We start from the raw sequence: 18,866 nt of genomic DNA, 5'->3' as shown, positions 1-18,866 counted from the left end.
AACAGGGATACTAGTCAAACCGGGCACGTGAGTCGGCACGCGATCACTGAGCGGGCCAGCCCGTCGAAGGTGCGGGGATCCGCGCCGCTCAACTGCTGCCAACGGGTCAGTCGGTAGGCCACCGAATTGGGGTGCACCTGAAGTCTCCGCGCGGCCCGAGCCAGGGAAAATCCACAGTCCGCGAACACCAACACAGCCTCGGCAAGATCCGGGTACTTTGTCGCAGTCTCGTGGACTGCGTCAAAGAGCACGGCGAGCTGACTCTGGAAATCCAACAGCGATGCTTCGAGCCACCAATCGACGAACCGCGCCGCCGGTAGCTTCTGCACTCGCGCCATGCGTAGCGCGCGCTCCGCATCGATACAGCTCTGATGTGCACCTGCTAGGCCGCGACGGGCCAGTCCTACGCCGTACTCGGCACTCGCGCCGCTGATCGCCTGCGCGCTCCGCAAGACGTTCTCGACGTCGCAATCCTGCACCAGCGCCACCAGGACGTTGCCCCAAACGCCACACTGAACAACACCGGGCAGGTGACGGGTGGTCCGCTGCAGCATTTCCACCTCGGTGTCCGGCCACACCGATCGCGGCGAACAGAGCGCCTGGAATTCGCCATCGACATCGAACGCAAGCGTGCGCGCTGTTTCCGCTGTTCGCTCGGCGCGGCTCCGGTCACCCAATTCTGCGAAGAACTCGCGCCTGGTTTTCATTTCGTGGACCGACCGGACTGGTTGCTCTTCAATGAACGCGTCGACAACCGCCGCGGTCAGTGCTTCCGTCCAGGTGGCCAGTGGCTCTACCAGGTCGAGCAGCAGAGCGTCGTTGGCCTCCGGTGCGGTCTGCAGCGCGTTCCAGATACCCGAGCTCACGATATGAAAGGACCGCATCATGTCGTAGGCGGAGACGCCGAGTTGCATCCGGCGCAGCGCAGCGCGGCGGGTGTACTGCAGATGTTCGGCAACCGGCCCCTCGCGATCGGCGATGCCGGTCAGCAGTCGACGTGCCAGTTCGTGCACCGTGCGGCGGTGCTCGCTCTCGGAGAGCCTCGTGTACGAAGGAAGTTCGGCGCGGATACGCGCCGTCAAGTCTGGCTCGTTGCGCTCGATTCGCTGGGCTACTGCCGCGCACAGCTCATGCGCATCTGGTCGATCCATCGACATAGTGTGCCAAAACCGTCCGTGACCGGCGCTATCTATGGTCGACGATCCTTCGGGCTTTGCCCTCGGACCGGGCAATCGTATTGGGCGCCAGCACGTCGACTGTGACACTGACGCCGATCTTCTGCTTAATCAGGTGCGCCAGCGCTGCCCCTGCGGTGTCGCATTCGGCAGGCGTTGTCCCCGAACGGTGTTCCACGTTCACAGTCAGCCGGTCCAAGCGCGTCGGTCGGTCAATCACACACTCGAAATGTGGTGCGAGCGTAGGAATGGTGAGAATAAGCTCTTCGATTTGGGACGGGAACAGGTTGACCCCGCGCAGAATGATCATGTCGTCACTACGGCTGGTTACTTTGCGCATACGGCGCATGCTGCGGGCAGTCCCGGGAAGCAGCTTGGTGAGATCGCGAGTGCGGTAGCGAATGATCGGCAGGGCCTGCTTGGTCAGCGACGTGAACACGAGCTCGCCTTCGGAGCCGTCGGGCAACACCTGGCCGGTGTCCGGATCGATGATCTCGGGGTAGAAGTGATCTTCCCAAATATGCAGTCCGTCTTTGGTTTCAACGCATTCCTGGGCCACTCCAGGACCAAGCAACTCGGATAGGCCGTAGATGTCGACAGCACTGATGCCGAGCTTGTGTTCGAGTTCGCTTCGCATCTGCTCGGTCCATGGTTCCGCCCCGAAAATTCCTGTGCGCAACGAGGTGCTGCGCGGGTCGATGCCGACGCGGTCCATCGCGTCGAGCAACGTGAGCATGTAGGAGGGGGTGATCATGATGGCGTCGGGCTGAAAGTCTGTGATGAGTTGCAGCTGACGTTCGGTCATACCGCCCGAGACCGGAATTACTGTGCAGCCCAGTCGTTCTGCGCCGTAGTGTGCGCCCAGACCCCCGGTGAACAGCCCATAGCCATAGGAGACGTGCACTTTGTCGGTTGACCGGACGCCGGCGGCACGAAGGCAGCGGGCGACGAGGTTCGCCCAGATGTCGATGTCGGCGGCGGTATACCCCACTACGGTGGGTTGGCCGGTGGTGCCCGATGAGGCGTGGACCCGTGAGATCTGGGATTGCGGGACGGCGAACATCCCGAAGGGGTAGGTCTGCCTGAGGTCGGCCTTGGTGGTGAACGGAAAGTGTGCCAGGTCGGCGAGGTCCTTGAGGTCGTTGGGGTGCACCCCCGCTTGATCGAACGCATGTCGATAATGAGCGACATTGTCGTAGGCGTGGCGCAGCGACCACTTCATCCGCTCCAATTGCAGTGCGGAAATTTCGTCACGCGAGGCCATTTCGATGGGCTCGAGCTCATCAGGCGAGCACGCCACGCTGTGGCTCTCGCTGCGTTCGACGGTTTCGATCATGGCGTACTCCGGTGGGTGAGGTGGGATTTCAGGCGTCGAAGTCGACGGTCAATGAATCGGTGGTCGGATAGGACTGACAGGTCAGCACAAATCCGGCGTCTATCTCGTCCGGCTCAAGGGCATAATTGCGGCGCATGTCGACCGCACCCCCGGTGACCTTCGCGCGACAGGTGCCACACACACCGCCCTTACAGGCGAATGGCAGATCGTCGCGCGATCGTTGGGCCGCGTCGAGGACTGACACGTTGCGCGGCAATGCCATGGTGCTGGTCGCCCCGTCCAAGACAATGGTCACTTCACTGACCGGTCCTGACGCAACTCCGTCTCGATGCTCTGCCTGAGGTGGGGCGGCGTCTTCGACGAAGAACAACTCTTGGTGAATGCGGCTGTCTTCCACCCCGAGCTCCCGCAGCGCCGCTTGGGCATCGGTGACCATGCCAAACGGCCCACACAACCACACATGGTCGACGGCAGCTATCGGCACCAGCTGCTGCAGGAGCACGCGGATCCGCTGGTGATCGAGTCGCCCACTGAACAGCTCGACGGTACGCGGTTCCCGTGAAAGTACGTGGACCAGTTGCAGTCGGCTGTGGTACGTGTCTTTCAGGTCGGCAAGCTCGTCGGCGAACATGACGGTGTTGGCCCGCCGATTTCCGTAGAGCAGGGTGACCCGCGAATCCGGCTGCGCCAAAACCGATGCGGCGATGGACAGCAGGGGCGTGATACCCGATCCGGCGGCGATCAGAACGTGATGTGCCGGCGTCGTGGCATCGGCAACGAAGTTCCCGGACGGCGGCTGGACCTCGATCTCATCGCCGGCCGACAGCTGGTGCACCAGCCACCCTGAGCACGCTCCCCCGGGCACCTCGCGGACCCCGATGCGGGGTCGGGCCCCGAGCGGCGAGCAGATCGAATAGGTGCGGCGCTGCTCGACTCCGTCGACGTTCCGGCGCACTGTGATGGATTGCCCAGGGGCGAAACCGAATTCGTCGATGTACTGGTCGGGCACCGCGAAAGTGATAGCCGCAGCATCGGCGCACAGCTGCTGTACCTCGGCGACCCGCACCGTGCGGAACGGCCGGTTGCGCATGCCGCGTCCGGTGGTGGGCGCGGACAATTCGGTGGTCATGTCAGAGTTCCTTGATTCGGTCGAATGGTTCGCCGCAGTGGATGCATCTGTGCAGCGATTTGCAGGCGGTCGAACCGAATTCGGACGTCATTTCGGTTTCGAGGGATTTGCACTGCGGACACCGCACGAGCGGGCGGCTGGCGGCGAGGGTCAGCGGTATGGGCCCGGAAGGCCGGTCGCCCACCACATGTGCCGGGACGATTCCGTGTTCTTCGAGTTTGCGGCGACCGTCGTCGGTGATCCAGTCCGAAGTCCAGGCCGGCGCCAGGACCGTACGCACCTCCACCCGGTGGTATCCGGCGAGGGCAAGCGCACGTTCGAGATCGGCCCGCATGGTGGCCATCGCCGGGCAACCTGAGTAGGTCGGTGTGATGGTCACGATGAGAGTGCCGTCCTCTTCCTGCCGGATATCTCGCAACACCCCGAGGTCGGCCAGGGTCAGCATCGGCATCTCAGGGTCGGTCACCGCCGCAGCGATGTCGCGTGCGCGAGCGACCGAGCCCGGCGCGTGGTGAACCATCGTCATCACCACGTTGCGGTGGGATGCGCGCGGGCCACCGACTGCATCTCGGCCAGCAGATAGCTCAGCGCCTCGGTGTGGATGCCGTCGCGGCCGGACCTGCCATCCACCACCATGACCGGCCGCGCCGTCGGGACAGGCAAAGCGGACGCTCGCAGGACCTGCTCGACGACGCTGTCGAACTCCGTGCGCAAAGTGGACGAATCCACGGCAGCGCCGACCGCCGCCAATCGCTGTTCAACGGGGTTAGCGGTGAACAACTCGTCGACGTAGGGCCATATCGACGTGACCGCGTGCTCGATTCGGGTCCGCGATTCGTCGGTGCCGTCCGCGAGCGTGATGAACCACCGCGCGGCGTAGTCACGGTGATACGTCAGCTCTTTGACGCCTTTCGCGGCGACGGCCGCGAGCACCGGATCGCGCGACCCGCATAGCCGGTCCAGCACCGCCAGTCGATAAGTCGAGAACACCAGCAGCCGGGCGATGCTCTGCGCGAAGTCGCCGTTCGCCAACTCGACCAAACGCACGCACCGAAAGAACGGCTCGTCCCTGAAGAATGCCAACGCATCTTCGGCCGGCGCTGGCGAGCCTTCGGGCAAGGTGGGCACAATCGCCGGGTCGGCGGCCGCGGCCCGGGCCAACAGCAGCCGGGCCTGACCGAGCAGGTCGAGACCGATGTTGGACAGCGCGACCTCCTCCTCCAGTTCGGGCGAATTGGTGCACCACTGCGTCAGTCGTTGCGCACTGATCAAGGCATCATCGGCGAGCATGAGGCAGTAGGTCGCCAGATCTGTCGCATCGATACCGTCGGCCAACGTGGTGTCCACCCCGGCGAGCGGATCGTCAAAGCTAGTGCCGAACGCCCATTGGTCAAGTGTGTCGGCGTCGACGAGGCCGGCGAAAGCGGAGTCGTGATCATTCATCGTGATGGCCTTCCGGTCTCACATGTGAGGGACGTTATCGGGGATGTCGTAGAAGGTGGGATGCCGATACACCTTGTCGCCGCTGGGCGCGAAGAACGGATCCTTCTCCGCCGGGCTGGTCGCGACAATGTCGACCGAACGCACCACCCAGAGACTGACGCCTTCGTTCCGACGCGTGTAGAGATCACGAGCGTGGCGCAATGCCATCACGTCATCTGCCGCATGCACCGATCCGACATGGACATGGTTGAGGCCGCGTTTGCCACGGACGAATACCTCGTAGAGCGGCCATTCGGCGGCCACTACCGCTCCGCCCGAAGGAGCGGTAGCACCGGATTCGGGCTCGGGATGAATCATATTGGATGGCCTTCCATTTCACGTTGTTTTGCAGCGAACGCCATAGCGGCGTCACGGACCCATGCTCCGTCGTCGTGCGCCCGCTTGCGGTTGCCGATGCGTTCGGCATTGCACGGACCGAAGCCCTTGACGACGCTCATGAATTCGTCCCAGTCGGGTGCGCCGAAGTCGTGCGCACCGCGCTCTTCGTTCCAGCACAGAAGCGGATCGGGCAGCGCGACACCGAGCACCTGAGCCTGCGGCACGGTCATGTCGACAAAGCGTTGTCGCAGTTCGTCGTTGGTGTGGCGTTTGACCCCCCAGGCCATGGACTGCGCCGTGTTTGGCGAGTCGGCATCGGGCGGGCCGAACATCATCAGAGCCGGCCACCACCACCGATCGACGGCCTCCTGGACCATCGCGCGCTGCGCGTCGGTTCCTGACATCATCGTCATCAGCAGTTCGTAGGCCTGGCGCTGATGAAAGGACTCTTCCTTGCAAACTCGGATCATCGCTCGGGCATACGGACCGAAAGAGCTGCGGCACAACGGAACCTGGTTACAGATCGCGGCACCGTCTACGAGCCAACCGATGGCCCCCACATCGGCAAAAGTTAAAGTGGGGTAATTGAAGACCGACGAATACTTCTGTCTACCATCGATCAATCTGGCCGTCAGCTCGGCACGATCGACACCCAAGGTCTCGGCCGCAGAGTACAGATAGAGCCCATGACCGGCTTCGTCTTGCACCTTGGCCATCAGAATGGCCTTACGGCGCAGCGAAGGCGCCCGGGTCAGCCAGTTGCCTTCGGGCTGCATACCGATGATTTCCGAGTGCGCATGCTGGGCAATCTGACGAATCAGAGTATTGCGGTAGCCGTCGGGCATCCAGTCTCGCGGCTCGATGCGGCGACCTGCGGCAATTGCGGCGTCGAAACCCTCGGCCGTGAGATCGTCGGAAAGACCCTCCGCCTGCGATGAGATATCGGTGACTGTCATCAAATCCTCCTGATTACCGACCGAATGTTCGGTTATTTGAGTGTGCCGGATTCGAACGCGGAGCACAAGTCTCGATCGATCAGCGGCCGACGAAGACCGGCTTGTCCTTGGCCAGGAATGCCTCCACCGCAGCGCTGTGGTCGCGGGACGCCCCGAGGCGCTGCTGGGCGCTCGCTTCCCGTTCTAGGACATCGCCTAGTGGCGCGACAGCGTTGCGACGCAACAGTTCCTTGACCTCTGAGAAGGCGGCGGTGGGCCCGCCGGCCAGGCGACCGGCGACGGAGTTCGCTACGTCGGCGGGTGAGCCCTCGTCAACCACCTCGTGCACCAGCCCCCACGTGTGGGCCGTCGGGGCATCGATGGTGTCACCGAGCAGGAACATGGCCGTCGCCCGGCTAGCTCCGATGAGCCTTGGCAACGACGCCGACAACGCGGAATCCGCGGCTAGGCCGATGCCGGTGAAAGCGGTCCCGAACTTGGCGCGCTGACCGGCGATACGGATATCGGCACCCAACGCCAAGCCCAACCCCGCGCCCACACAGGCGCCGTTGATCGCCACGACGACCGGCACCTTGATGGCATCCAACGCCTCCAGGACCGGGTTGTAGTGCTCGCGCACGGTGTCCATCGCGTGAGCCGGGTCGTCGCGCAGCGCCTCGACATGCTCGGCAAGATCCTGGCCGACGCAGAAGTTCTTACCGGCTGCGCTCATGACGACCGCGCGTACCGCTGGATCACCGCCCGCTGCCAACAAAGCCTGCAGCAGTTCGGTTTTCATCGTCCGGTCAAGCGCGTTCGACGCCTCCGGCCGATCGAGCACGATCGCAGCGACGCCAGCGTGGTTCACTGAGTACGCGACGGCGGCCGGTGCGGTTTGAGTCATGATTCCTCCTCTGACGATGTTCAGCTGGACCAGCGAAAAAAGCCCTGCCCGGTCTTGCGGCCAAGGTTGCCCTCGGCAACCTTGGCCCGCAGCAGTTTCGGCGGCGTGAACCGAGGGCCGAGGGTCGCGCATAGATGCTCGGCAATAGCCAACCGCACGTCGAGCCCGACGAGATCCGTCGAGCGCAACGGGCCCATGGGGTGGCGGTAGCCCAGTTCCATGGCCCGGTCGATGGATTCAGCGTCGGCCACGCCCTCTTCGAGCATGCGGATCGCCTCCAGCCCAAGTGCGACGCCGAGCCGACTCGAAGCGAATCCCGGTGAATCACGCGCTACGACATCGGCCTTGCCGAGGGCTCGAACCCAGGCGAGTGCGGCTGCGACGGTGTCGTCTGACGTCTCGGGCGCTCGGACGATCTCCACCAGCTGCGACGTTGGCACCGGATTGAAGAAGTGCATTCCCACGACGCGCTCGGGCCGCAGTAATGCCGCGGCCAGTTCGGTGATCGAGAGCGAGCTCGTGTTGGATGCCAGCACCGTCGTGGGTTCGACGAGTTTCTCTGCGGCACCGAGGACCTCGATCTTGAGGTTGATGTTCTCGGGCACCGCCTCGACGACGAGCTCAGAGTCGGTGGGCAGTTCGGTGAGCGAGCAGACGACGTCCACCCGCGAGAGCACGTGTTCGGGAGCCTCGGCAAGCCGGTTCTTGGCGGCGGCGCGGTCCAGCCCGGCGCTCACGCGTTGGAGGGCGGCATCGGCTCTGTCACGGCCTGTTTCGACGATAGTGACATTCGCGCCCGCGGCCGCGAACACCTGCGCTATACCTGCACCCATTGGCCCGCCGCCGATCACGGTGACAACCGTGGGAACGCTGTGGGGTGTGGCGGTCATCTGGTCTGCCTTTCGAGGAATCGCGTCATGCGGTCGGTTTTGTCAGGGCTTTCGAACAGCACCGCTTGCGCGAGGTCATCGATCAGCGGATGCGCGGAATCGGCGTCGAGAACGGCCTTGGACAACCTCAAGGCCAGGGGCGACTGCCGGGTGATGCGCTCGGTCAGCGCAGAGGCGGCACCCAGCGCGCTGTGCTCGGCCACCACCTCGGCGACCAGGCCACAGGCCAATGCGGCCTCGGCGTCGAGCACCCGGCCGCCCAGAATCACTTGTTTGGCAACTGATTTGCCCACCAGATCGGCCAGCCGGTAGCTGGCACCCGCGGCCGCCAGGATGCCGAGTCCAGGTTCCGGATTTCCGAACCGTGCGCCAGCCCCAGCAATCCGGATATCGCACGCGTAGGCCAGTTCGGCGCCGCCGCCGAGAGCATTGCCTTCTACCGCTGCGATCGTCGGCAGTGGCAATGCCGCAATCCGGTCGAAGACCGTGCGGTTGATGCCGGCCAGTGCTTCGTTGCGGCCACGGACCCGAAGTTCGGCAATGTCTGCGCCGGCGGCGAAGTCACGGCCGGCGCCGGTCACGATGAGCACGCGGGGCTGCGCCTCGATAGTCGCGCAGACGGCGTGCAGGTCGGCGACCATCGCGGCATTGATCGCGTTGCGCTGCTCGGGACGATGCAGCTCAACGATCACCCGGTCGTCTTCTGTGGTGACACACAATGTTTGATATTCGGTCACGGTGCCTCGATCAATATCGCGACACCCTGTCCGACTCCCACACACAAGGTCGCCAGCCCGCGAGATGCGCCCTCACGCTCCAGCCGGTTCAGCAAGGTGACGATGAGCCGCGCACCCGAACACCCCAACGGATGACCCAGTGCGATGGCGCCGCCGTCGGCGTTGACCGTGTCCTCGTCCAAGCCCAGGCGCCGCAGCACCGCCAGGGTCTGGGCGGCGAACGCCTCGTTGATTTCCGTAGCGTCGATGGCATCGACTCGCCACCCGACTCGGTCCACCACCTTGCGAACCGCGGGCACGGGCCCCAACCCCATCAGATTGGGTGCGACGCCCGCACTGGCGGCAGCAACCACCCGCGCACGCACCGTCAGTCCGTGTTGCCGCACGGCGCGTTCGCCGGCCAACACGACTGCGGCAGCACCGTCCGACAGCGGTGACGAAGACCCCGCCGTCACGATGCCGCCGGCCCTAAAGACCGGCCGCAACGCCGCAAGTTTGGCCAACGTGGTTTGCCGGCGTGGCCCCTCGTCGGTGTCGACGACTCCGTCCACGGTTTCGATGGGAACGATTTCTTTGACGAACCGGCCCGCGTCTTGAGCGGCGAGAGCGCGAACATGACTACGCAGCGCGAAGGCATCTGAGTCCTCGCGGGAAATGCCCTCTGCAACAGCGACTTCCTCGGCGGTTTCACCCATCGCCAGGGTTACCTTGACAGTTTCGGGCCCGGCGTCGGCGGCGATACCAGCGTCCATCTGAGCGAATCTTGGATTGGTGAATCGCCAGCCGAGCGATGTATCGACCACCTCTCCCGGGCGGGCCCACGGCGCGCTCGGCTTGGCCATAACCCAGGGCGCCCGCGTCATGGATTCGACACCGCCGGCGACCACAATATCTGCCTCACCCGCCCGAATCGCCTGCGCCGCAGAGGAGATCGCGGTCAGCCCACTCGCGCACAGCCGGTTGACCGTGTAGCCGGGCACCGTGTTCGGCAATCCGGCCAGTAACGCAGCCATCCGCGCGACGTTTCGGTTGTCCTCGCCCGCCTGATTGGCTGCGCCGAGAATCACCTCGCCGATCGCATCGGCCGGCACGCCGGCACGCGCGACTACCTCGGCGATGACCCGAGCCGCCAAGTCATCCGGTCGCACCGACGCCAGCGCTCCCCCGTAGCGCCCCTGCGCCGTGCGCACTCCGTCGACCACGAACACCTGCTCCACCACTCACTCCTCTCAACAAAACATTAATAACCGATCGTTCGGTCGGTTGTCTAGAGAGGCCGGGACCGTTGGGAGTGGAAACGCCACCAGCGCACACGCGGTGCGATGATTGTCGTCATGACCACGCCCCGCACACGCCCGAGCCGACAGGTGGGTCGACCGGGCTACGACCTGGACTCACTCCTGGCGGTGGCGGTAAGCGTGTTCAATCAGCGCGGCTACGACGGCACCTCAATGGAGCATCTCTCCACACGGCTAGGGATCAGCAAGTCGTCGATCTACCACCATGTGAGCGGCAAAGAGGAACTGTTGCGACTCGCGGTCGATCGGGCGCTCGACGCACTGTTCGCCGCGACCGAGGCCCCCGACACCACCACCGGCCCGGCAATCGATCGCCTGGAAAACCTGGTGAAGCGCAGTATTCAGGTGCTGGTCCAAGAGTTGCCCTACGTGACGCTGCTGCTACGCATCCGGGGGAACACTGCTGCCGAACGGCGCGCACTGGCCCGCCGCCGAGAGTTCGATGACATCGTCGGCAACCTGGTCGAGGAAGCCTGCAATGAGGGCAGCATCCGCGCCGGAGTGGATCCCGCATTGACGAGCCGACTCATTTTCGGCACCGTCAACTCGCTGATCGAGTGGTATCGACCCAGCCGCACCCTGTCCGCCGACGAGGTTGCCGACGCGGTCGCCACGATGATTTTCGACGGGCTGCGGACCCGCTCGGGTCAGCACTGACCGTTCGGTCGGCCACAACACCCCCTGCCAGATCTTGACGCGCACCCGCTCCTGCTGCCAAGGTCATTACCGAACGAATGGACGGTTGGTAAGGAGTGTGACAATGACAGCTGTGCTGCAGAGCTACATAACCGGAAAGTGGACGACCCCCGAAGGGGATGCTGATCCGCTGGTCAATGCCGCTACCGGCGACGAAGTGGCCCGATACGCCGTGGGCTCGGTGGACCTTGCCGCCGTCGTCGCCTATGGCCGCGAAGTCGGCGGCCCCGCCCTGCGCGCGTTGACCTTCCACCAGCGCGCGGCCGCGCTGAAGGCCTTGGCCAAGCAGTTGATGGCAGCCAAGAACGATTTCTATCCGCTGTCCGCGGCCACCGGCGCCACCGCGCGTGACTCCGCCGTCGACATCGACGGCGGCTTCGGCACGCTGTTCAGCTATGCCAGCAAAGGCGTTCGCGAGCTTCCCAACGACACCATCTATCTCGACGGTGCCTCCGAATCACTCGGCCGTGCAGGGACATTCGTTGGCCAGCACATCTACACCTCGCGGCCGGGTGTCGCGGTCCAGATCAACGCCTTCAACTTTCCGGTGTGGGGCATGCTGGAAAAGCTGGCTCCGGCGTTCCTCGCCGGCGTGCCGTCGATCGTCAAACCGGCGCACCAGACCGCTTACCTCACCGAACTCGTGTTCCGGGCGATCATCGATTCCGGACTCCTGCCCGAGGGATCGGTACAGCTGTTGTGCGTCCGCTCGCACGAACTGCTCGATCATCTTGACGGCCAAGACACCGTGCTGTTCACCGGTTCCGCCGCTACCGCGGCCAAGCTGCGGAGCCACCGCAACGTGGTGGCTGGCGGTGTGCGGCTCAACGCCGAAGCCGACTCGTTGAACTGCTCGATCCTGGGCCCCGACGCGACACCCGGCACGCCCGAATTCGACTTGTACATCAAACAACTCGTCGCCGAGATGACTACCAAGGCCGGTCAGAAGTGCACAGCTATCCGCCGCGCCCTGGTGCCCGAAGCATTGGTCGATGCCGCGGTCACCGCCACTTCAGAACGCTTGTCCAAGGTCGTCGTCGGCAACCCGGAACTCGACAGCGTGCGGATGGGCGCGTTGGCCAGCATTGACCAGCGCGACGAGGTCCTGCGGTCACTGAAGCTGCTTCAAGACTCAGCCACACTGGTTTTCGGCGACCCCGCGTCGTTCACCGTCGAAGGCGCCGACGCTGCGCAGGGCGCATTTCTGCCGCCGCTGCTGCTGCGCGCCGAGGATCCCACCGCCGCGGCGGTGCACGAGGTGGAAGCGTTCGGGCCGGTCAGCACCGTCATCGGATACCGCGACCTCGACGATGCCGTCGAGCTGGCGGCACGAGGGCAAGGCAGCCTCGTCGGATCATTGGTCACCCACGATCCCGAGGTGGCCCGCAAGGTGACGATCGGTATCGCAGCTCACCACGGACGTATCCTCGTCCTCGATCGTGACGACGCCAAGGAGTCGACCGGCCACGGCTCCCCGTTGCCGACGCTGGTGCACGGCGGGCCCGGCCGCGCCGGCGGCGGTGAAGAGCTCGGCGGTATCCGCGGCGTCCTGCATTTCATGCAGCGCACCGCAATCCAGGCGAGCCCCGACATGCTGACGGCCATCACCGGACGCTGGACCACAGGCTCGGCCCGGACCGCCACAGAGGTGCATCCGTTCCGCAAGCACCTCGAAGAATTGCAGATCGGTGACACCATCGTTGGCGGCCCCCGAGTGGTCAGCCTCGAAGACATCGACCATTTCGCCGAGTTCACCGGGGACACCTTCTATGCGCATACCGATCCTGATGCCGCGGCACGCAACCCGTTGTTCGGCGGGATCGTCGCGCACGGGTATCTCGTCGTGTCGCTGGCCGCGGGTCTATTCGTCGAGCCCAATCCGGGTCCCGTGCTCGCCAACTTCGGTGTGGACGGCCTGCGATTCTTGACGCCGGTCAAACCCGGTGACGCGCTGACGGTCACCTTGACCGCCAAGCAACTGACGCCCCGACTGTCTGCCGACTACGGCGAAGTCCGTTGGGACGCCGTGGTCACCAACCAGAACGACGACCCGGTCGCCACCTACGACGTGCTGACACTGGTCGCCAAGAAAGAGAGCTGAATTGTCATATTCGAAGGAAGGCAATATGTTTCGTATCTCCGTGTGCTACGGGCAACCCACTGACCCGGAAGCATTCGATGACTATTACGGGCAAACCCACGTCCCGTTGACGTTGAAGATCCCGGGCCTCACCGGCTTCACAACGGGCAAGCCTCGATCCTTGAAGCCCGGGCAAGACGCGCCCTACTACATGGTTGCCACCCTGAGCTTCGATTCCGCCGAAGCCCTGAAGGCCGCGCTGAAGTCTCCCGAGATGGCTTCAGCCGGTGCCGACGTCGCGAACTTCGCCACCGGTGGCGTCACCCTCTACAGCACCGAGGAGATCAACCGCGGTTGACAGCTTGAATGTTCGAAGCGGCGTGCCCAATGGTTTTGGGGGCACGCCGCTTCGGCGTTTCGCAGGCATACGACGACGTCAGCGCTAGCACAACCATTCGGAGCTCAGCGCGTTCCATTCTTCGAACACCAGCCAGGTGCGGCTCGACCGGATACCGGTGAAGCTGTGCATCCGTTCCAGGACGACGTCGCGGAGGGTCTGGTTGTCGGGAGCGCGCACCACGACCAGCACATCAATGTCCCCGCCCACGAAGGTGAACCGCTCGACGTACCGAAGCGTCTTCAGTTGTTCGGACAGGCTGCGCCAAGAATCCTGTCTGATCGTCAGGGCGATTAATGCCGAAGTCGCAAACCCGGCCCGTTCCAAGTTGATTCGCGCCGCAAAGCCCTCGATCACCCCGGCCTTTTCAAGTCGCTCGACGCGAGCATAAACGTGCGTACGCGAAACATGCAGGCGTTGCGCCAAAGCCAGCATCGACACGCGGCCGTCCTTGACCAGCTCCTTGATCAACCGCCGGTCGATCTCGTCTAGCTGAACGAGTGTTTCTGTGTTGTCCATCTGTTCACCGGTAGCTTTCGATCGACGTTCGATATGAACTTTTTGACGCGTATCGCAGCCTAGTTCGTCAATTGATCCTCAGTATCTCGAAATAGGTTGTCAACTACGTCGCCACTGCGCACGATCGTAAGACAGATTGTGAATAATGGAGGTAAATGTGACGGTGGCCGAACCGGCTGACCGACCGGCGTATCAAGCGTTCCTTCCCGCCGACTCCGCGGTGCAGTTTCTTGACCCCGAGGGTCGGCCCGTCGACGGCGGCGCCCGGTACCCCCGGCCTGATGCCGATCGACTGTTGGCAATGTACCGAAACATGGTGCTGGGACGTCGCTTTGACGAGCAGGCAACAGCTTTGACCAAGCAGGGGCGACTGGCGGTATATCCGTCGTCGCGCGGGCAGGAAGCCTGCCAGATCGCGGCGGCAATGTGCCTGCACTCCGACGACTGGCTGTTCCCCACCTACCGCGATTCGATGGCGCTGGCGGCTCGAGGCATCGACACCGTCGATATCCTCCGATTCCTCGCGGGCGACTGGCACTGCTGCTTCGATCCCGCTCAGCACCGCACCGCTCCCCAAGCCACCCCACTTGCCACACAACTTCTACACGCGGCCGGGCTCGCCCATGCGCTGGCTCGCAAAGGCAGCGACACTGCGGTGCTGGCGCTGTGTGGCGACGGCGCAACCAGCGAAGGCGACTTCCACGAAGCCCTCAACTTCGCCGCGGTCTTTCGGGCGCCGGTAATCTTCCTGGTCCAGAACAATGGTTTTGCCATCAGCGTTCCGCTGGCCCGTCAGTCCGTGGCTCCATCATTGGCCCACAAAGGAATTGGGTATGGAATGGGCAGCGAGCAGGTCGACGGAAACGATCCGGTCGCGATGCTCGCGGTGCTCGATGCAGCCAGAGAGTACGTACTGGCCGGCAACGGTCCTGTCATCGTTGAAGCCCACACCTATCGGATGTCGGGACATACCAATGCAGACGATCCACTCCGCTACCGCACCGATGACGAACTGGACGAGTGGCTGGCGCGCGATCCCATCCAACGACTGGAAATCCATCTGCGTGCCGAAGGACTGCTGGACGATACCTACGTCGCAGCCGTGGCGTCCGATGCCGAAGACCTCGCAGCCACTACCAGGGCGGGCATGAATCGCGATCGACCCGTCGACGTCGACGACCTGTTCCGATACGTCTACGCGCAGCCGACCTCCCAACTTCGTGAGCAGCACGCACAGGCCCGCGCCGACTTCACCGCCCAACTCTCAGAGGACCGCCCATGACCGTGACCACTATGGCGCAAGCTCTCAACGCTGCATTGCGCGATGCGCTGCACGACGACGATTCGGTGGTGGTGTTCGGCGAGGACGTCGGCACGTTGGGGGGTGTCTTCCGGGTCACCGATGGTCTTACCGAAACCTTCGGCGCCAACAGGTGTTTCGATACTCCGCTGGCAGAATCGGGAATCATCGGGTTCGCGGTGGGTATGGCGATGGGGGGCTTTCGCCCGGTGGTCGAGATGCAATTCGACGCCTTCGCCTATCCCGCGTTTGAACAAGTCGTGTCCCACGTGGCCAAACTGCGCAATCGCACCCGCGGTGTGCTCTCTGTGCCCATGGTGATCCGGGTGCCCTACGCCGGCGGTATCGGAGGCGTCGAACACCACTGCGACTCCAGCGAGGCCTACTATGCGCACACGCCGGGACTGAAGGTGGTCACACCGGCAACCGTCGCGGACGCCTACGGGCTCCTCAGGGAAGCTATCGACGATCCCGATCCCGTCGTTTTCCTTGAGCCCAAAAGGCTGTACTTCTCCCGCGCCGACGTCGAACTGGGTCGAGGTGCCAAAATCGGCGAGGCGCAGGTGCTGCGTGCCGGGACCGATGTCACGCTGATCGCCTACGGCCCGTCGGTGGAACCTGCGCTGCAGGCAGCCGCCGCAGCCGCCGACGAAGGCCGAGATATCGAAGTCGTCGACCTTCGGTCCATCGCACCCTTTGACGACCAGAGCGTGACGGCTTCCGTCCGCAAGACCGGCCGTTGCGTAATCGTCCAGGAGGCGCAGGGTTTCGGTGGCGTCGGCGCCGAGATCGCTGCTCGGATCCAGGAGCGCTGTTTCCATCACCTGGCAGCACCTGTTCTGCGCGTCTCCGGATACGACATCCCCTACCCCGCGCCTAGGCTCGAGCGATGGTATCTGCCCAGTACCGACCGCATCCTCGACGCGGTCGATCGCCTGCAATGGGACGACCACCCCGATAGCCGTTGGGTGGTCAGCGCATGACCGCTCAGACATTCAACCTGCCCGACCTCGGCGAAGGTCTCACGGAAGCGATCATCATCAAATGGCTAGTGTCGGTCGGCGACACCGTCGTCATCGATCAGCCGGTCGTCGAAGTCGAAACTGCCAAAGCTTCCGTCGAGGTACCGGTTCCCTTCGCCGGAACCATTGTCGAGCTCCACGGCGATCCCGGGGCCGCGATGCCAGTCGGATCGCCGTTGATCACGGTGCGCGGCAACGACTCGACTGATCCGGGCGACTCGCCCAGCGCTGACGCGTTTGCACAACACCGCGAGGAAGAACGCGCCGGATCGGGCAATGTACTCATCGGGTACGGCACCAGCACCGATGAAGGCCCCACGCGCAGACGGAAGCGTACGCACGAGCCGGCTGTCGGCACCGTTACGAAGGTCATTTCGCCGTTAGTGCGAAAGCTTGCTGCCGACAAGGGAATCAACCTGGCACAGGCGTCGGGTACCGGCGCCGGAGGCGTCATCACCCGCTCCGACGTCGAACGGCTGGTTTCGACAAACCCGCCAGCCGGTGCAGGCAACGTCACTCGCATCCCGGTTACCGGCATTCGAAAGGTCATCGCCGACAAGCTCAGTATCAGCCGTCGCGAGATACCCGAGGCAACCGTCTGGGTTGATGTCGACGCGACGGAACTGCTCGCCGCCAAACGTCTGCTCAGCCAGACGCAGTCGATCAGCCTGCTGGCACTCCTGGCCCGACTGACCGTCGCCGCACTCAAACAGTTTCCAGAGTTGAACGCCACATTCGATACCGGGCGCCAAGAAATCCTCCAGTACAGCGATATACACCTCGGAGTGGCGGTTCAGGCGCCATACGGTTTGGTGGTTCCCGTCATCTCGCAGGCGGACACGCTCGACACAGTGGCCTTGTCAGATGCCCTCGCCGAAGTCATTGCGCTGGCCCGCGACAGCAAGCTGCCCCCAGCCAAGATGTCCGGGGGCACAGTGACGTTGAACAACTACGGCGTCTTCGGGGTCGACGGGTCGGCGGCGATCATCAATCACCCCGAAGCCGCCATCCTGGGGGTCGGCCGCATCATTGACCGGCCATGGGTGGTCGACGGTCAGCTGACCGTGCGAAAGACCATGGAGCTGACGTTGAGTTTTGACCACCGGGTGTGCGACGGCGGCTCTGCCGCCGGTTTCCTGCGCCTCTTTGCCGACTACGTAGAGAATCCCGTCGCTGCGCTGGGCCGACTGTGAACGCGGCACAGCACGCGGACGTGCTCATCCTCGGGGGCGGCTCGGCGGGTTACTCCTGCGCGCTGCGCGCCAGCCAACTCGGCATGTCGGTCACACTCATCGAAGCAGACAAACTCGGTGGCACCTGCCTGCACAGGGGGTGCATTCCTACCAAAGCACTGCTGCATACTGCTGAACTTGCCGACAATTCCCGCACTGCAGCAGATTTCGGTATTCGGACACGCTTCGATGGCGTCGATATGACCGCCGTACATGCCTACAAGCAGTCCGTGGTTTCACGACTACACAAAGGACTCGAAGGGCTGGTTGCCAATCGAAAGATCACTGTCGTGCACGGTGTTGGCCGCTATCTCGGACCCCGCTCAGTGGACGTCGACGGCACTGTCTACACCGGCGATGCCGTGGTGCTCGCAACCGGTTCCGCACCGCGCAACATTCCAGCCATCCCTACGAGCTTCCGCATCGTCACCAGCGACCATGCTCTGGAACTGTCTTACGTCCCCGAGAGGGCAATTGTCCTGGGCGGCGGGGTGATCGGCGTAGAGTTCGCGAGCCTATGGACCTCGTTGGGATCGTCGGTAACCATCGTTGAATCCCTGCCGCGACTATTGGCCGGGGAAGACAACTGGGCATCGGAAACCCTCGAACGCTCCTTGCGCCGTCGAGGAATAGCGGTCAAAACCAGCAGCATGGTGACCGACGCCGCCGATACCGGCGACGGCGTCATCGTGACACTCGAAGGCGGCCAGACCCTGACCGCAGACGTACTTCTGGTCGCGGTGGGCCGTCAGCCACAATCCCAGGCCTTAGCGGATGCCGGAATCGACGTGGACCGAGGATTCGTGCGTGTCGATGACCGACTTGCCACGAATCATGCGGGTGTCTACGCCGTCGGCGATCTCGTTGCGGGCCAACAACTCGCGCACCGAGGCTTCGCCCACGGGATCCTCGTCGCCGAGGTCATCGCAAAAGGCGATCCAGTACCCGTGGCCGAGCACCTCATCCCCCGAGTCACCTACTCGCATCCCGAGGTGGCTTCCGTCGGCCTCACCGAGGCAGCCGCACGCGAAGAATACGGCGAGATCACCACGACCGTGTATGACCTAGCCGGCAACGGCAAGAGCCAAATACTGCGAACTTCCGGTGGAATCAAAGTGATTCGCCGTGGACCCGCCGATGGGGACGGCGCGATTGTGGGAATCCACTGCGTCGGCGATCGCGTCGGCGAACTCATCGGTGAAGCTCAACTCATGGTCGGCTGGGAAGCGCTTCCCACCGAGGTTCGACCGTTTATGCACGCTCATCCGACGCAGAATGAAGCGCTTGGTGAAGCCCTGCTTGCGCTCGCAGGTACACCGCTGCATAAACACTCCTGACTGATATCGGTCAGAAACATCATTCGCGAGCAGTCACCCGCAAAGCGGGCGGACATTG

At 63.8% G+C, this 18,866-nt stretch carries 19 protein-coding genes; 7 read left to right on the top strand and 12 right to left on the bottom strand.

Annotated elements, in window-relative coordinates; genetic code table 11:
- Positions 1 to 14: 14 nt before the first annotated feature.
- The 11 genes from MAB_RS04775 to MAB_RS04725 form a co-directional block, all read right to left on the bottom strand.
- Positions 15 to 1,157, bottom strand: coding sequence for a PucR family transcriptional regulator (locus MAB_RS04775; protein ID WP_005113994.1), 1,143 nt, complete (start codon positions 1,155 to 1,157; stop codon positions 15 to 17).
- 28 nt (positions 1,158 to 1,185) lie between these two features.
- Positions 1,186 to 2,511: a phenylacetate--CoA ligase PaaK gene (gene paaK / locus MAB_RS04770; RefSeq protein WP_005083202.1), complete on the bottom strand. Its 1,326-nt coding sequence runs from the start codon at positions 2,509 to 2,511 to the stop codon at positions 1,186 to 1,188.
- Positions 2,512 to 2,539: 28 nt separating this feature from the next.
- On the bottom strand, positions 2,540 to 3,640 hold the full coding sequence (paaE, locus tag MAB_RS04765) for a 1,2-phenylacetyl-CoA epoxidase subunit PaaE (RefSeq protein WP_005083203.1): 1,101 nt from the start codon (positions 3,638 to 3,640) through the stop codon (positions 2,540 to 2,542).
- A 1-nt stretch (position 3,641) separates the two neighbouring features.
- Positions 3,642 to 4,160: a 1,2-phenylacetyl-CoA epoxidase subunit PaaD gene (paaD, locus tag MAB_RS04760; protein WP_005113332.1), complete on the bottom strand. Its 519-nt coding sequence runs from the start codon at positions 4,158 to 4,160 to the stop codon at positions 3,642 to 3,644.
- Positions 4,161 to 4,165: 5 nt separating this feature from the next.
- Positions 4,166 to 5,083 carry a 1,2-phenylacetyl-CoA epoxidase subunit PaaC gene (paaC, locus tag MAB_RS04755; protein ID WP_005083205.1) on the bottom strand — a complete coding sequence of 306 codons (918 nt, stop codon included), beginning with the start codon at positions 5,081 to 5,083 and terminating at the stop codon, positions 4,166 to 4,168.
- An 18-nt stretch (positions 5,084 to 5,101) separates the two neighbouring features.
- Positions 5,102 to 5,386 carry a 1,2-phenylacetyl-CoA epoxidase subunit PaaB gene (gene paaB / locus MAB_RS04750; protein WP_005083207.1) on the bottom strand — a complete coding sequence of 95 codons (285 nt, stop codon included), beginning with the start codon at positions 5,384 to 5,386 and terminating at the stop codon, positions 5,102 to 5,104.
- Positions 5,387 to 5,436: 50 nt separating this feature from the next.
- On the bottom strand, positions 5,437 to 6,417 hold the full coding sequence (gene paaA / locus MAB_RS04745) for a 1,2-phenylacetyl-CoA epoxidase subunit PaaA (RefSeq protein WP_005083210.1): 981 nt from the start codon (positions 6,415 to 6,417) through the stop codon (positions 5,437 to 5,439).
- 79 nt (positions 6,418 to 6,496) lie between these two features.
- On the bottom strand, positions 6,497 to 7,300 hold the full coding sequence (locus MAB_RS04740; RefSeq protein ID WP_005113330.1) for an enoyl-CoA hydratase/isomerase family protein: 804 nt from the start codon (positions 7,298 to 7,300) through the stop codon (positions 6,497 to 6,499).
- A gap of 20 nt (positions 7,301 to 7,320) precedes the next feature.
- Positions 7,321 to 8,190, bottom strand: a complete 870-nt coding sequence (locus MAB_RS04735) for a 3-hydroxyacyl-CoA dehydrogenase family protein (protein WP_005083218.1) — start codon at positions 8,188 to 8,190, stop codon at positions 7,321 to 7,323.
- A complete protein-coding gene (locus MAB_RS04730) occupies positions 8,187 to 8,927 on the bottom strand; it encodes an enoyl-CoA hydratase/isomerase family protein (protein WP_005113991.1) in 741 nt (246 codons plus the stop codon). The genes MAB_RS04735 and MAB_RS04730 overlap by 4 nt, the downstream gene beginning before the upstream one ends.
- Positions 8,924 to 10,144: a thiolase family protein gene (locus MAB_RS04725; RefSeq protein WP_005113327.1), complete on the bottom strand. Its 1,221-nt coding sequence runs from the start codon at positions 10,142 to 10,144 to the stop codon at positions 8,924 to 8,926. The genes MAB_RS04730 and MAB_RS04725 overlap by 4 nt, the downstream gene beginning before the upstream one ends.
- A gap of 117 nt (positions 10,145 to 10,261) precedes the next feature.
- Between MAB_RS04725 and MAB_RS04720 the strand changes: the two genes are divergently transcribed.
- From MAB_RS04720 to MAB_RS04710, 3 genes are all read left to right on the top strand, one after another.
- Complete coding sequence (locus MAB_RS04720; RefSeq protein ID WP_005083226.1) at positions 10,262 to 10,882, top strand: TetR/AcrR family transcriptional regulator; 621 nt, start codon at positions 10,262 to 10,264, stop codon at positions 10,880 to 10,882.
- A gap of 103 nt (positions 10,883 to 10,985) precedes the next feature.
- Entirely contained in the window at positions 10,986 to 13,022 is a 2,037-nt protein-coding gene (gene paaZ, locus MAB_RS04715; protein ID WP_005113323.1) for a phenylacetic acid degradation bifunctional protein PaaZ, read from the top strand.
- Positions 13,023 to 13,047: 25 nt separating this feature from the next.
- Positions 13,048 to 13,359, top strand: coding sequence for an EthD family reductase (locus MAB_RS04710; RefSeq protein ID WP_005083228.1), 312 nt, complete (start codon positions 13,048 to 13,050; stop codon positions 13,357 to 13,359).
- An 84-nt stretch (positions 13,360 to 13,443) separates the two neighbouring features.
- Here the strand turns inward: MAB_RS04710 and MAB_RS04705 are convergent, their stop codons facing one another.
- The gene (locus MAB_RS04705) at positions 13,444 to 13,917 is read right to left on the bottom strand and encodes an Lrp/AsnC family transcriptional regulator (protein ID WP_005083236.1); all 474 of its coding nucleotides are present in this window, start codon (positions 13,915 to 13,917) and stop codon (positions 13,444 to 13,446) included.
- Between the two features lie 157 nt (positions 13,918 to 14,074).
- On the opposite strand from MAB_RS04705, the gene MAB_RS04700 reads away from it, so the two are divergent.
- Genes MAB_RS04700 through lpdA form a run of 4 tightly spaced genes read left to right on the top strand, consistent with a single transcriptional unit; the run spans position 14,075 to position 18,808 of the window.
- On the top strand, positions 14,075 to 15,199 hold the full coding sequence (locus tag MAB_RS04700; protein ID WP_005083238.1) for a thiamine pyrophosphate-dependent enzyme: 1,125 nt from the start codon (positions 14,075 to 14,077) through the stop codon (positions 15,197 to 15,199).
- Complete coding sequence (locus tag MAB_RS04695; RefSeq protein ID WP_005113321.1) at positions 15,196 to 16,200, top strand: alpha-ketoacid dehydrogenase subunit beta; 1,005 nt, start codon at positions 15,196 to 15,198, stop codon at positions 16,198 to 16,200. Before MAB_RS04700 ends, MAB_RS04695 begins: the two co-directional genes overlap by 4 nt.
- A complete protein-coding gene (locus MAB_RS04690; RefSeq protein WP_005113320.1) occupies positions 16,197 to 17,432 on the top strand; it encodes a dihydrolipoamide acetyltransferase family protein in 1,236 nt (411 codons plus the stop codon). Before MAB_RS04695 ends, MAB_RS04690 begins: the two co-directional genes overlap by 4 nt.
- Entirely contained in the window at positions 17,429 to 18,808 is a 1,380-nt protein-coding gene (gene lpdA / locus MAB_RS04685; protein ID WP_005113319.1) for a dihydrolipoyl dehydrogenase, read from the top strand. The genes MAB_RS04690 and lpdA overlap by 4 nt, the downstream gene beginning before the upstream one ends.
- Positions 18,809 to 18,866: the final 58 nt, after the last annotated feature.

Origin of the sequence: Mycobacteroides abscessus ATCC 19977 (genome assembly GCF_000069185.1) — a bacterium.
In the GTDB taxonomy this organism is placed as follows: Bacteria; Actinomycetota; Actinomycetes; order Mycobacteriales; family Mycobacteriaceae; genus Mycobacterium; species Mycobacterium abscessus.
This window is presented reverse-complemented; position numbering and strand designations above follow the sequence as displayed.

What these genes read in the sequence shown, in the direction of transcription:
- MAB_RS04775 (WP_005113994.1), bottom strand. Translation starts at nt 1,157, where the DNA reads ATGTCGATGGATCGACCAGATGCGCATGAGCTGTGCGCGGCAGTAGCC.
- paaK (WP_005083202.1), bottom strand. Translation starts at nt 2,511, where the DNA reads ATGATCGAAACCGTCGAACGCAGCGAGAGCCACAGCGTGGCGTGCTCG.
- paaE (WP_005083203.1), bottom strand. Translation starts at nt 3,640, where the DNA reads ATGACCACCGAATTGTCCGCGCCCACCACCGGACGCGGCATGCGCAAC.
- paaD (WP_005113332.1), bottom strand. Translation starts at nt 4,160, where the DNA reads ATGGTTCACCACGCGCCGGGCTCGGTCGCTCGCGCACGCGACATCGCT.
- paaC (WP_005083205.1), bottom strand. Translation starts at nt 5,083, where the DNA reads ATGAATGATCACGACTCCGCTTTCGCCGGCCTCGTCGACGCCGACACA.
- paaA (WP_005083210.1), bottom strand. Translation starts at nt 6,417, where the DNA reads ATGACAGTCACCGATATCTCATCGCAGGCGGAGGGTCTTTCCGACGAT.
- MAB_RS04740 (WP_005113330.1), bottom strand. Translation starts at nt 7,300, where the DNA reads ATGACTCAAACCGCACCGGCCGCCGTCGCGTACTCAGTGAACCACGCT.
- MAB_RS04735 (WP_005083218.1), bottom strand. Translation starts at nt 8,190, where the DNA reads ATGACCGCCACACCCCACAGCGTTCCCACGGTTGTCACCGTGATCGGC.
- MAB_RS04720 (WP_005083226.1), top strand. Translation starts at nt 10,262, where the DNA reads ATGACCACGCCCCGCACACGCCCGAGCCGACAGGTGGGTCGACCGGGC.
- paaZ (WP_005113323.1), top strand. Translation starts at nt 10,986, where the DNA reads ATGACAGCTGTGCTGCAGAGCTACATAACCGGAAAGTGGACGACCCCC.
- MAB_RS04710 (WP_005083228.1), top strand. Translation starts at nt 13,048, where the DNA reads ATGTTTCGTATCTCCGTGTGCTACGGGCAACCCACTGACCCGGAAGCA.
- MAB_RS04705 (WP_005083236.1), bottom strand. Translation starts at nt 13,917, where the DNA reads ATGGACAACACAGAAACACTCGTTCAGCTAGACGAGATCGACCGGCGG.
- MAB_RS04695 (WP_005113321.1), top strand. Translation starts at nt 15,196, where the DNA reads ATGACCGTGACCACTATGGCGCAAGCTCTCAACGCTGCATTGCGCGAT.
- MAB_RS04690 (WP_005113320.1), top strand. Translation starts at nt 16,197, where the DNA reads ATGACCGCTCAGACATTCAACCTGCCCGACCTCGGCGAAGGTCTCACG.